The 13,124-nt window shown below is 64.8% G+C and carries 10 protein-coding genes; 6 read left to right on the forward strand and 4 right to left on the reverse strand.

Going from position 1 to position 13,124, the window contains the following annotated elements; translation table 11 throughout:
- Nucleotides 1–473, forward strand: a 473-nt coding sequence (locus HK353_RS12335; protein ID WP_173156512.1) for a 4-hydroxythreonine-4-phosphate dehydrogenase PdxA, incomplete at its 5' end; no start/stop codon positions are given.
- A gap of 68 nt (nt 474–541) precedes the next feature.
- On the forward strand, nt 542–1,267 hold the full coding sequence (locus HK353_RS12340; RefSeq protein WP_173156514.1) for a DeoR/GlpR family DNA-binding transcription regulator: 726 nt from the start codon (nt 542–544) through the stop codon (nt 1,265–1,267).
- A 28-nt stretch (nt 1,268–1,295) separates the two neighbouring features.
- Here the strand turns inward: HK353_RS12340 and HK353_RS12345 are convergent, their stop codons facing one another.
- Together HK353_RS12345 and HK353_RS12350 are read right to left on the reverse strand one after the other, a co-directional pair.
- The gene (locus HK353_RS12345) at nt 1,296–2,873 is read right to left on the reverse strand and encodes a BCCT family transporter (protein WP_173156516.1); all 1,578 of its coding nucleotides are present in this window, start codon (nt 2,871–2,873) and stop codon (nt 1,296–1,298) included.
- Between the two features lie 227 nt (nt 2,874–3,100).
- Nucleotides 3,101–4,072, reverse strand: coding sequence for an NADPH:quinone oxidoreductase family protein (locus HK353_RS12350; RefSeq protein WP_173156518.1), 972 nt, complete (start codon nt 4,070–4,072; stop codon nt 3,101–3,103).
- A 176-nt stretch (nt 4,073–4,248) separates the two neighbouring features.
- Here HK353_RS12350 and HK353_RS12355 point away from each other — a divergent pair, with 176 nt between their 5' ends.
- The 4 genes from HK353_RS12355 to HK353_RS12370 all read left to right on the forward strand — a co-directional run bounded on the left by HK353_RS12355 (nt 4,249) and on the right by HK353_RS12370 (nt 9,147).
- Complete coding sequence (locus tag HK353_RS12355) at nt 4,249–5,271, forward strand: phosphotransferase family protein (RefSeq protein WP_173156520.1); 1,023 nt, start codon at nt 4,249–4,251, stop codon at nt 5,269–5,271.
- Nucleotides 5,268–6,062 carry an SDR family oxidoreductase gene (locus HK353_RS12360; RefSeq protein WP_173156522.1) on the forward strand — a complete coding sequence of 265 codons (795 nt, stop codon included), beginning with the start codon at nt 5,268–5,270 and terminating at the stop codon, nt 6,060–6,062. The genes HK353_RS12355 and HK353_RS12360 overlap by 4 nt, the downstream gene beginning before the upstream one ends.
- A gap of 75 nt (nt 6,063–6,137) precedes the next feature.
- Entirely contained in the window at nt 6,138–7,343 is a 1,206-nt protein-coding gene (locus HK353_RS12365) for an acyl-CoA dehydrogenase family protein (RefSeq protein WP_173156524.1), read from the forward strand.
- 85 nt (nt 7,344–7,428) lie between these two features.
- Nucleotides 7,429–9,147, forward strand: coding sequence for a class I adenylate-forming enzyme family protein (locus HK353_RS12370; protein ID WP_173156526.1), 1,719 nt, complete (start codon nt 7,429–7,431; stop codon nt 9,145–9,147).
- A 229-nt stretch (nt 9,148–9,376) separates the two neighbouring features.
- Here the strand turns inward: HK353_RS12370 and HK353_RS12375 are convergent, their stop codons facing one another.
- Together HK353_RS12375 and HK353_RS12380 are read right to left on the reverse strand one after the other, a co-directional pair.
- Nucleotides 9,377–11,980, reverse strand: a complete 2,604-nt coding sequence (locus HK353_RS12375; RefSeq protein ID WP_173156528.1) for an AAA family ATPase — start codon at nt 11,978–11,980, stop codon at nt 9,377–9,379.
- On the reverse strand, nt 11,977–13,110 hold the full coding sequence (locus HK353_RS12380) for a metallophosphoesterase family protein (RefSeq protein WP_173156530.1): 1,134 nt from the start codon (nt 13,108–13,110) through the stop codon (nt 11,977–11,979). The genes HK353_RS12375 and HK353_RS12380 overlap by 4 nt, the downstream gene beginning before the upstream one ends.
- Nucleotides 13,111–13,124 lie beyond the last annotated feature (14 nt).

A 13,124-nucleotide genomic window follows, 5' to 3' on the forward strand; every position in this document is an offset into this window, starting at 1 on the left:
TCGACTCGATCGAACGCGCCCATCGTGCCCTGCAGCTCTACGGCGTCTCCTCGCCGAGGCTGGCCGTCGCCGCGCTCAACCCGCACGGTGGTGAGAACGGCGCCTTCGGCGACGAGGAGATCGAGATCCTCCGTCCGGCCGTCGAGAAGGTCAATGCCAGTGGCGCCTTCGAAGTCGCCGGACCGATCCCTGCCGATTCCGTCTTCCATCAGGGGCTGACCGGCCGCTTCGACGGCATCCTCTCGCAGTACCACGACCAGGGACACATCGCGTCGAAGACCTTCGACTTCGATGGGACGATCTCGGTCACTGTGGGCCTGCCCATCCTGCGCACCTCCGTCGATCACGGCACTGCCTTCGACATCGCCGGTCAGGGCATCGCCGATGCGGGCACCATGCGCTCGGCCTACCGGGCGGCCATCGGCTACGCGCCGTTCGTCGACGGCATCCGCGCGGAGTACCTGCCGAAGTAGGCTGAGTCATATGACCGACCGCGGCGACTCAGCTGCGATCGGCTCCGTGACCGAGGAGAGGAAGACAGATGGCGATCCGATCAGGGACCCAGCGGCGCCGCGAAGCCATTCTCGGCCTGCTCAAGACCGGATCGTGGAGCATCCCCCGCCTGGCCGGGGCCCTCGAGACCTCGGAATCGACGATCCGCCGCGACCTGCGCGATATGGCCGCAGACGGTGAGATCATCCGCACCATCGGCGGAGCCGCTGCCGCAGGGTACGTCGAACCGCCGCTGGGCGAACGGATGGAACAGCAGGCCGAAGCGAAGGACGCCATCGCCGCCCGCGCCCTTGCACACCTCGACGATGCCCGAGTGCGCACCGTCTTCCTCGATGCCGGATCGACGGCTGTGCGTCTGGCCGAGAGGATCAGGGACCGCAGCGAGCTCACCGTGGTCACCCGCGGCCTCGAGATCGCACTGACCCTTGCCCATCCTGCCGGACCCACTGTCATCATGATCGGCGGTGAGGTTTCGACCCTGTCCCACGGAACGACCGGGGCGCTGTCGGACCATGCACTGGCCCGCATCCATGTCGACCTCGCGTTCCTCGGCGCCGATGCCGTCGACACCGCTCAGGGGCTCGGCGAACCGAGCCTCGACGAAGCCCGGACGAAGGAGCTCATCGCCGAGCGGGCAGGCGCCGTCATCGTCCTCGCCGACAGCTCGAAGGCAGGCCGCGAGGTCGCCGCCTGGGCACCGTTGCCGCCCGGCTGGACGTGGATCGACGAACGCGGTGAGCACACGCAGGGCTGACGGCCCGCAGCCGCCGATCCGACCGTTCTCACACCTGCTGTTCGCGCGCCATCTGACGGACGTAGACAGGAGCGGCGACCAGCGCCGGCAGCATCACGAAGCCCACTGGCACAGCGGTGATGACGATCGCCGACTGCAGAGCCTCCACTCCCCCGTCGCCGAGGCTGATGAGCACGGCCGCTGTGATGCCGATGAATAGAGCCCAGGTGGCGCGCAGCCTCGGAGAGGGTTCCCCGGAGGTCATGCACGACTGAGACATCGCAAACGACATCGAGTCCGTGGTCGTGGCGACGAAGGTCATCGTCAGGACGAGGAAGCCGAGGCTGATGACCAGCGACAGCGGCAGGTGGCCGCTGATCGCCATGACAGCTGCGGGCAGTCCGCCCTCCATGAGCGGCTCCGAGATCGCCCCGTCCGACTTCTGCTCAAGGAAGATGCCTGTGCCGCCGAGCACTGTGAACCAGAAGGTCGTGGCCACGGGAGGCAGCACCGTCGTGCTGATGAGCAGATCGCGGACCGTACGGCCCTTGGAGATCCGGGCGACGAAGATCGCCATCAGCGGCGCATAGCCGAGGAACCAGCCGAAGAAGAAGACAGTCCACCCGGACAGCCACTCGGTGTCCCCGCGGTAGAGGGTCATGCTGAAGAAGTCGGTGACGTAGAGGGCGAATCCGTCGAAGAAGCTCTTGACGACGAACCACGCCGATCCGAGCACGAGCACCGCGGCCATGAGCCCGAGCGCCAACCACACATTCGCGGAGCTGAGGAATCGGATGCCGCGGTTGACTCCGGAGAAGACACTGACTCCGGCGACCGCGGTGAGCGTCGCGATGACGATGAGCTGGACGGGATAGATGTCGGGGATCCCGAACAGCGAATTGAGACCGTAGGAGACCTGGAGGCCGAGGAAGCCGACCGGGCCGATGGTGCCCGCCGCGACTGAGATCACGCACACGACGTCGACGATCGCAGCGATCGGTCCGGTGGCCGCACGCCTGCCCATGATCGGATACAGAAGGCTGCGGGGGCGAAGCGGCATGCCCTTTTCGGCAGCGCGCATCATGACGATGGCACCCAGCGAGCCGAGAATCGCCCAGGCGAGGAAGCCCCAGTCGATGAAGCTTGTCGCCAATGCCGCGGCCACTGCGTCGATTCCGCCGCTGTCGGAGAAATACGGCGGCCTCGAGGTGTAGTGGTACATCGGTTCGGCGGCCGCCCAGAACACTCCCCCTGCCGCGAGCAAGGTCATCATGATCATCGCGATCCAGGAGAAGCGGTTGAAGTCCGGCCGTGCCTGATTGCCCAATCTGGCCTTCGCCCAGGGGGTGAAGACGAGGACGAGTGCGATGAGGAATGTGGCCAGCAGCAGGATCTGCCAGTACATGCCGAAGATCTCGGCGCAGGCGGCGAACCCGGCCCCCACCCAGCCCGACATCCGATCAGGGACGATGAGAGCGAGGGCGACGAAGCTCGCGAGGATCCCCACGCTCGCCCCGGCCACGGGCCGGTCGAGGCGGCGGGGGCCGATATGGCTGGGGTCGTCTGTCGCAGGAGGCGGCTCAGCCGCCTGATCGGCGGTTGCCGTACGGGTGCTCGTCTTGCTCATGGGTGGCGCTGCCTTCCGTGCCCCGCTGACTCTGCCGTCGGGTGCGGGGCTGTTGGGTGTCGATGCTCGTTCCGTCTGGAATCGCAACGGTCCAGTCTAGGGGGCGGAGCACCGCAACGGTCCGCCAGCAGAAGGATTTCCGCTCGAATGTGCGACGACTCACCCGCCTCGGTGGCCTGCCCCGGAACCTCCGCGCCGTACCCGGTTGAGTGCGTTCGTCGGCGGGCTCACTCCCCGGCGATCTCGAGCAGCACCTTGCCGATCACGGAGCGTGATTCGAGCTCCTTGATCGCTGCTGCCGCCTGCGCCAGCGGATAACTCGCATGGATGCGCGGATTGAGACGCCCGGCGGACACATACTCGGCCACGGCCTGCCACTGTTCGTCGATGAGCGACGGATGGCCGACAGTCGCCGCGCCCCACGCGACACCGTCGATGGAGATGTTCTTCAGCAGCAGGCGATTGACCTTGATCGAGGGGATCTCACCGGCAGTGAAGCCGAGAACAAGAAGCCGACCGAACGGAGCGAGCACTCGCGTCGAATCGGTGAATCGGTCGCCGCCGACGGGGTCGAAAACGAAGTCGACGCCGCTCGGACAGATCTCCTTCGTCGCGTGTTTGAAGCCGTCGGCGAAGACGACATGCTTCGCGCCGACCTCACGAACCGCGTCGGCCTTCGCCTCGGTCGAGACGACGGCGATGACCTCGAGGCCCATCGCCAGGCCCAGCTGCACTGCGGCCGAACCGAGACCGCCTGCGGCTCCGTGGACGAGGAGGCTCTGGCCAGGCTGGGCATTCGCGCGCACTCGCAGTGCGAAGTCAGCGGTGAGCACGTTCATCGGCATGCCTGCGGCATCGGCCAGGGAAACCGAATCCGGGACCGCCACGGTGGCCTCGTCGCCGGCGACGAGGTATTCCGCGAAGGTTCCCTTCCCAGTGATCGCAGCAACGCGGTCCCCGACGGAGTAGCGGGAGCCCGGCCCCGCCTCGGCGACAGTTCCAGACGCTTCGGAACCCAGAGTGAAGGGCAGGTCGTGCTTGACCTGGTACATTCCTCGGGTCTGCAGCACCTCGGGGAACGTCACTCCGGCATATGCGACCTTGATGAGCACCTGGGCCGGCCCCGGAACCGGACGCTCCACGTCGAGATGCTCCACATCATCGGGCCCGGTCAGAGCAGTGACGCGAATGGCTTTCATAGTTTCCTCGCTAACGTTGTGGCCCACGCGGAACGCTAGAGCTCCGGTGGCGGCGGTCTTCTCACCTCTATCACACCGAGCGGCTATGACCTTGATCACTTTTACGGCTTGACTCTCCCGCTCGGGATGAATACTGTGAACTCTACTGAACGATTGTTCACTCGGGAAGGTCAAGGATGACACAATCACCGGCAGGGTTCGATGTGGACAGCATCGGCAGATGGATCGAGCAGAGATTCGGGATCAGCGACTTCGACGTCGAAGTGATGTCGGTCGGTCGCTCGAATCTCACGTTCACCATCCTCGTCGACAGCAGCCCGCGCTGGGTCCTGCGACGCCCGCCCCTCGGCCACGAAGGCGGCAGTGCTCACAACGTCGCCCGCGAAGGCCGGATCATGGCCGCTCTCAACGACAGCAGCGTTCCGGTGCCGACCGTCCTCGACATCGTCGATGACCCGGAGGTTCTGGACGTGCCCTTCGTGTTCATGGATCACTGCCCCGGGTTCCCGATCAACACTCCCTCCGAGTGGGAGTCCATCCCTGCTGAGAATCGCCGCGACTGCGCCTTCGGCATGATCGACGCCCTGGCGGCGATCCATTCCGTCGACGTCGACGCTGTCGGTTTGTCCGACCTGCGCCGGCCGGGCGGACTCATCGACCGACAGCTGCGTCGCTGGATCGGGCAGGTCGAGAAGATCGCGATGCGCGAGACCCCGATCATCCATGAGGTCCACGACGTCCTCCGCGAGGCCATGCCCGACCCTGCGGGCTCGCCGGTGGGAATCGCACACGGGGACTTCAAACCGAACAATATGATCTTCGCGCCGTCGGGGTCGATCAACGCCGTCGTCGACTGGGAGCTGACAGCCATCGGCGAGGTGCTCACCGACCTCGGCTATTTCGTCGCCATGCTCACGGTGCCCGAAAAGTACACCAGCATCTGGGTGCCCCGCGCCGACGACGGTTTCCCCACCACAGACGAACTCATCGACCGCTATCAGGAAGTCAGCGGGCACGAAGTCCACGATGTCAGCTACTACTCGGCGTTCGCGATGTGGAAACTGGCCTGCATCCGTGAAGGCGTTTACACACGACTGGCGACAGGCAAGATGGGCGACCTCGATCTCGACCCGGACGAGGCCGGAGCCGGGGTCGAAGACCTCGCTCGCCAAGCCCTCGACCTGTTGGAGAGATCATGACCTCGCCCCTGGTCGGCATGCGTGCGGTGGTCACCGGGGCCGCCGGTGGAATCGGCGCAGCTTTGGCCGCCGAGCTCATCGAACGCGGTGCGTCAGTCGTTCTCGCAGACCTCTCCCCCACTGTCGGCGACACCGGCGCCTTACTCGGCACCTCGGCCTTCGCTTGGACAGGGGACGTGTCATCGGTCGAAGGAATCGGTGCGCTCATCGATTCTGCCGACGACCGCTTCGGCGGGATCGACCTGTACTTTGCCAATGCCGGAATCATCGGTCCATCGATGCTCGGAGAATCCGACGCCGACTGGGACACGATCATCGACGTCAACATGCGCGCCCATATCCGCGCCGCGCAGGCACTCGTCCCCCGTTGGCAGGAGGCCGGTTCCGGGTATTTCGTCGCCACCGCTTCGGCGGCAGGACTGCTCACGCAGATCGGCTCGGCCGCGTATTCGGTGACGAAGCATGCGTCGGTCGCATTCGCGGAATGGCTGGCCATGACCTATCGCGACGACGGAATCCGCGCCTCAGTGGTCTGCCCGATGGGAGTGAACACGAATCTGCTCGACGACGCCGGACCCGCCGGCGGCGCCGCCCAGAAGGCCGTGACCTCAGCCGGGACCGTCCTGGAACCCGCCGAGGTGGCCGCCATCGTTCTCGACGCCGTTGAGAACGAGCAGTTCCTCATCCTGCCGCACCCCGAAGTGCTCGAGATGTACCGGATGAAAGGCAGCGACTACGACCGCTGGCTGCGCGGAATGTCCCGATACCAAGCACGACTCAGTGAACAGTGACACCGAGCCCCACCAGCGGGTGAGACTCGCCTGAGACCAGACCTCACAGCAACCATCGAGAAGCAAGGAGCCCCCGTGTTGGAAATCAGCGAACGCGGACGTGAGTATCAGCAGCGCCTGAACGCGTTCATGGACGAATTCGTCTACCCGGCCGAGCCGGTCTATGCCGAGCAGATGGCCGCGGCGGCCAGCCCTCACACACAACCGCAGATCCTCGAAGACCTCAAGGCCGAAGCGAAGAGGCAGGGCCTGTGGAACCTCTTCCACCCGCACCCGGAATGGGGACCCGGCCTGACGAACCTCGAATACGCTCCATTGGCCGAGATCACCGGACGCAGCCTGGAGATCGCCCCCGAAGCGATCAACTGCAATGCACCGGATACCGGAAACATGGAGGTCTTCACGGTCTTCGGCACCGATGAGCACAAGGAGAAGTACCTGGGGCCCCTGCTCGAGGGTGAGATCGCCTCGGCGTTTGCGATGACAGAGCCGGCTGTGGCCAGCTCCGACGCGACGAACGTCGAGATGAGCATGGAACGCACCGACGACGGATTCGTGCTCAACGGCCGCAAGTGGTTTGCGTCGAACGCGATGCATCCGAACTGCCGAGTGCTCATCGTCATGGGCAAGACCGATCCCACCGCCGAGGTGCACCGTCAGCAGTCGATGCTCGTCGTGCCGATCGATGCCGCCGGAGTCACAGTTGTGCGCAACCTGCCCGTGTACGGCTACGCCGACCGGGAAGGCCATGCCGAGATCATCTTCGAGAACGTTCTCGTGCCGTTCAAGGACATTCTCAAGGGTGAAGGCGAAGGCTTCGCCATCAGTCAGGCACGCCTGGGCCCGGGCCGGATCCACCACTGCATGCGTGCCATCGGAGCCGCCGAGCGGGCGCTCGAACTCATGGTCAAGCGCGCAGAATCTCGCGTGACTTTCGGTGAGAAGCTGTCGAATCGGGCGAACATCCAAGACTGGATCGCCGAGTCCCGGATCGAGATCGATCAGGCTCGGCTGCTGACCCTGCACGCCGCGGACAAGATGGACAAGTATGGCAACAAAGTGGCGAAGAACGAGATCGCGGAGATCAAGGTCGTCGCACCGACGATGGCACTGAAGGTCATCGACAGGGCCGTTCAGGTCCACGGCGGCGGCGGAGTCACCGAGGACTTCCCCCTGGCCCGGATGTGGGCGCATATGCGCACCCTGCGTCTGGCAGATGGACCGGACGAAGTGCACAAACGCTCCATCGCCCGCAATGAGATCAGGAAATACCGCGGCTGAGGTCGGCTCTTCCGCGATACAGTGACAACCCACCGGGCCCGGACCAGTGTGCGCGGGCCCGGTACCGCCTGCGAAAGGATGTTCAATGACGAACAATTGGTTTGAGGATCGCCCATGGATCACCACCTTGGGTGATCTCGCTCAGGAGCCCTATGTGCTGCCGGATTCCACGCCCTTGGCCGACCTGGCCGCCACAGTCGACGCCCGTGGCGACGAGGAAGGCATCAACTACTACGGATTCACCCTGACCTGGGCGGAGTTCGACCGCTGGTCGACGGCTTTCGCTGCCTTCCTCTCGGCTCACGGAATCACGCCCGGCGACAGAGTCGGCATCTATGACCAGAACACCCCCGCGTTCGTGATCTCCACCTACGGGATCTGGAAGGCCGGAGGCACCGTCGTCCCTCTCAACCCCATGTACCGCGGCGAGCTCGAGCACATCTTCTCCGACTCCGAAGTCAAGGGACTCATCGTCTCACAGGCCGCCTACCTCGATCGGGTCAAGGACTATACGGCAGACGTGCCACTCGTCGTGCTCAGCGACGACCGAAGCTTCCAGACGGACGGCCCCGAAGCGATCTACGCCATGTTCGACTCGCTTCCGCGGTTCGACGAGCTGCCGCCGGCCGAGGGACGCTTTGCATTCGCAGACGCGGTGCAGAGCAATCTCGATACCGACTTCACCCCGCACTCCCCCGCCCCTTCGGACCTCGGGCTCATCGCCTACACGTCCGGCACCTCGGGGCGGTCGAAGGGAGCGGCAGCCACACATGCGAATATCTCGAGCAATTCGCGCTACTGCCTGCGCAACCCGATACTGGGCCCCGGTGACGGCTACGTCTCACTGGCGCCGCTGTTCCACATCACCGGATTCATCTGCCAATTCCTTGCTGCTGTCGCCGGCGGCGCCCGTCTCATCCTCAACTACCGTTTCGAGCCCGGTTCGCTCATCGCTCTGTGCGAACGGGAGAAGCCTGCATACATGGCCGGCCCGGCCACGATCTACACAGCGATGATGGCCCACCCTGATTTCAGCGCCGAGAAGTTCGCATCCTTCAAGTCCCTCATGTCCGGCGGTGCACCGCTGCCCGAAGGACTGGTCAACAAGTTCGAAGAGCGTGCCGAGATCTATGTCGGTCAGGGCTACGGCCTGTCGGAGACCTGCGCCCAGGTCGCCACCGTGCCGCATGGATTCCAAGCTCCGGTCGACCCAGACAGCGGGAACCTCGCCTGCGGTCTGCCGCAGCCGGATGTGATGATCCGCATCCTCGATGACGACGGTCAGCCCGTGGACCCCGGGGAGGTCGGAGAGGTTGCGATCTCCGGACCGCAGGTGGTCTCCAGCTACCTCAACAACCTGCAGGCCACCGCCGAGCAGATCCCCAACGGCGAGCTGCACACCGGCGATGTCGGGTTCATGAATGAAGACGGGTGGCTGTTCATCGTCGACCGGAAGAAGGACATGATCAATGCCTCCGGCTTCAAGGTCTGGCCGCGGGAAGTCGAGGATGTGCTCTACATGCACCCGGCCATCCAGGAGGCAGCTGTCGTGGGCATCCCCGATGACTACCGCGGCGAGGATGTGTCGGCTTTCGTCACCCTGCAGCCCGGCGCCGAGGCGACCGCTGAGGAGATCATGTCATTCTGCCGGCAGAAGCTCGCTTCCTATAAGGCTCCGCACCAGGTGACGTTCATCGATCAGCTGCCGAAGACGAGTTCGGGCAAGATCCTACGACGGACCATCCGCGCCGATGCCGTCGAAGCCGCCCAAGCGGCGAAGCGGGCGGCCGCTCCCGCCGACTGAAGGCAGCATCCATGCTCCTTCGGCCTCTCGCCGAGGAATTCTCCCGGCGGCGCCTCCGCAATGGAGCCTGGCCTGCTCATCGCATCACGTTCGGCACAGGTGCTCCCACATCAGGTGCACTGCCCGTTCACATCGCGTCCCCTGCATCCGGATCGAAACAGATGCAGGGGACGAATTGTGGTTTGCGCGCCCGGATCACCTGCAGTTTGCCGAGACTGGACACCGAGGTTCAGCCCAGGCTGACGGTTTCAGCGCCGCCGATGGAGGCGAAGCGGTCGGGCTGACAGGTGAGCAGAATGACCTGAGCCGTGCGACCGACATTGCCGAGGATGACGTTGAGGGCGGCCAGACGCTGCTCATCGGAGAAGCCGAAGGCATCGTCGAGGATGACCGGGGCCCCGGCTTCCGCATCGACGAGGGTGGCGACGGCGAGTCGGCCGATGAGCGCCAGCTGTTCCTTCGTCCCACCCGAGAGCGCGTCGAAAGCCACGGTGCGTCCGTCGAGCGTGCGGGAGACGATTTCGAGGTTCTCGGAGATCTCCACCGACAGCCCCTGGCCGAAGATCACCCGACCCAGCTTCTCGATCGCCTCCTTGAACGGGGCGACGTACCTCCGCTGAGCCTCTTCCTTGTGTGCGAGAACGGTGTCGCGCAGCAGTCGGATCGCATTCGCCTGCCGCTGCATGCGAGCCAGCTTTGACCGAATGGACTCCACGTTCTGCTCTGCGGCTTTGAGCTTGTCGTAGATGCCTTCGGCCGCACGATCATCGATGAGAGCCGAGAGCTGATCGACCTCCTGCCGGTCCTTCTCCTGCTGCTTCTGCTTGCTGTCGACGAGCTGGAGAGCGTTCTGCAGTCGCATCTCGAGAGTCTCCGGATCGGCGGCCTCGTAAGCGGAGCGTGCGGCAGCGGCCTGGGCCTCCAACTGTGTCAGTGTCGCCGTGGCAGTGGTCAGTGCTTCGTCGAGGGACTCATCGGAGTTCGCTTCCCTGTCCGCGCTCAGGCGGGTGCTGAGGTTCTGCAGCGTCGTCGCCGCCTGTTCGCGCGTCGACTGTGCACGAACGGCTGCCACACGTGCCTCATCCCGGTCGGTGCGAATGCGTTCGAGCGCGGTCCTGGCCGTTTCGACCTGTGCAGTCGCGTCGTCGACGCCTGCTGACGTCGATTCGACCAGTACTTCGAGGTCGTCGATTGATGCGGCGGTTCCGCTGGTATCAGCAGGGTCCCCCGCCAGGTGCTCGGCTCGAGTGAGTGCGGCATCGAGTCCGTCACGGTCGTCGTCGCCGATGAGCACCCGCAGAGTCGATGAGGCTTCGGCCAGCACGGCTTCGGCATCGGTGCGCACCTCGCTGCGTTCGCGTGCCTGTTCAAGTGTGGCCACGCCGAGCCGGTCGAGTTCCGCGTCGAGAAGGGTCTGCGCGGAGTCGAGGGCCCGGTCGAGTTCGGCCGGTGACTGTCCCGGACGCACGGTGATGTCGACGACGGAGTCGACGAAAATCTGCAGCTCCGCGGTGACGGCGAATTCCTCGGCAGAATCCTTCGGCACATCGGTTCCGTCGATGCTCACTGCGGTGTCACCGAGGCGGCGGGCGACGATCTGTGCCGCGGCCGCGGTCTTCGCGTTCTGCGCAATGCGCAGCTCGGTGAACAGTCCGCCGAGTTTCTCGACGTCTTTCGCGGTCACGGCGATCGACCCGATCGTCGCTTTCGCTTCCGCGACACGCTGTTCCTGCTGACGGATATCGGTCAGTCTCTTCCGCAGAGTGTCGACCTCTCTGCGTGCGCGGGCCCGAGCCAGATCGGCGGCTGCGGTCTTCGCTTCATCCTGAGCGGTGAGGAGTGCGGTCTGTTTGGCTTCGAGGCCCTTCTGCGCCTCGGCAAGTGACGAGTCCTCTTCCTGCTGTGCGGTCGTGACCTTCTCGAGTGCATCGTCGGCAGTCTTCACTGACTCTTCGGCCGTGGTGACCTCGGTGATGAGTGCCTGACGTCGGTCTCGCGCCTCCTCGGCACGCTGTCGTTCTCTCTGTGCGACGCCCGCGCGTTCGAGAGCTCGATCGAGTTCGGCTTTGAGCCCGGACACGGACTGCACAGCCTGTTCGGCCTCTTCGCGTTCGGTCACGGCCGATTCCAGCTGAGTGCGCCCATTCGTCAGCCGCTCGGTCGCTCGAGCATGCCGGTCGACGAGCCCGTCCATATCGGCGCTGCGAGCCTTCAGTTCACGATGCTGCTCTTCGGCACCGGGGAGTTCTTCGGTGAGTCTGCGCAGTTCACCCGTCGCCTTGCCCTTTGCCGTGAAGAACCTCAGGTATTCGGTTTCGACTCTGTCGAGGAAGACATCGTGATCAGCCAGCTCATCCCCGGCCTCGCCCAGAGCACCGTGCAGTGCCTTGATCTCGGCCAGGGACGCCTGGTCGAGGCTCCGCCCCTGGGCGACATCGAGAGCGTCGAGCAGGTCGACGTCGACGGTTTCGTCGAGGATCGCCAAGAACCGCTCATGTGCTTCGCTGCCGCTGAGCTGTTCGGGGACGGGCTTGAGAATGCTCAGCTCGGTGAAGGGCTGTTTGATCCAACGTTTGCTGTATCGGAGTTCGTAGTCCCCGGTGCTCAGGTGCAGTTCGACCTGCGGACCGACGTCGGAACCGACCGGTTGGGTGTCTTTGACGCTGGCCTTGCGGGAGCTGTCCTTGTCCTCGCGCAGCTGCGTGATGGCCTGATGGATCGAGGACTTCCCGACCTCGTTCGGGCCTTCGACGATCGTCACCCCGGAGCTGAAGTCGACGGTGGCGTCACTGATGGCGCGGTAGTCGATGAGGCGGATGGAATGGAGTCTCATGAGCCGCTCCTGGCGAATCGATAGAGCAGACCGAGTGCGTCTTGGGCCGTGACTGCCGAGTCGTCGTCTGCTGTGGCACGTGCGGAGAGTTCGTCAAGAGTCTCCTGCAGGTATCCGCTCAGTCCGAGATCGGCGAAGTCGTCGTCGGCGGCGACGACGGCCAGATCCATGTGCCGCTCCCAGAGTGAGACGAGCGCGAACAGGTCGGAGAAGTGGTCGAGCTGTTCGTCGAGTCGGGCCTTCGCCGCCGTCGGCAGAGTGCCGCGCAGGATCAGCCACACCGCCGTGCGGTCCTTGTCGGGAACGGCATTCATCCGCTCTTCGAATTCGGTGACATCCCCGGCGGAGTTGAGGTCGGCTTCGATGACGGTGAATGCCCATGTGCCGACGTGGACCTTCTCGACCTCGGCACGGTGGGTGTCGGCATCGATGTCGACGAGGAGCACGTTGCCCGGATCGGTCTCCCGCCGTGAGGTCACTTCCGGTGCTCCGGGGTACCAGATGCGGTCGGCGACTTCGAAGGTCGCGTGTCGGTCGCCGAGTGCGACGAACTGGGCACGGTCGTCGCGCAGCAGTGCCCGCAGATGGTCGGTGTCGATGGTGGCCAGCGATTCCCGATCGGGGTCGAGGACGCTCACGGCTCCGTGGCCAGCGATGATCCGGATATCACCGGCAGCCACCTCGGCGAGGTCTTTCGTCGCTGCGGCGACGAGATCCCCTTGGGGATGTTTGGAGGACCAGGGGGCGCCGATGATCTCGACCCCGGGAACGACGGTGAACGGGTCGCTGCCGCGCAAGACATGCACATGCGAGGGCACCCGTGAGGAGAAGGCGGGAGAGTCATAGATCGATGCGGCGTCCAACGGGTCATGGTTGCCGGGAAGCAGCACGACCGGCACAGTGAAAGCGTTGAGGACTTCGAAAGTCCGGGCGATGATCGCTCGGTCGAGCTGGTTGGTTTCGAACACGTCCCCGCAGACGAGGACGAACTCCGCACCTTCCTCGACGGCGAGCGCTCCGATGCGGGCAACGGCGTCGAGGCGGGCGCGGTGGAACCTGGGCCGTGCCTCGTCGCTGAGGTAGTGCGCGGTCATGCCGAGCTGCCAGTCCCCCGTGGCGATGAATCTCATCTGCTCCTCCTCAA

Origin of the sequence: Brevibacterium permense (assembly GCF_013280495.1) — a bacterium.
Lineage (GTDB): Bacteria > Actinomycetota > Actinomycetes > Actinomycetales > Brevibacteriaceae > Brevibacterium > Brevibacterium permense.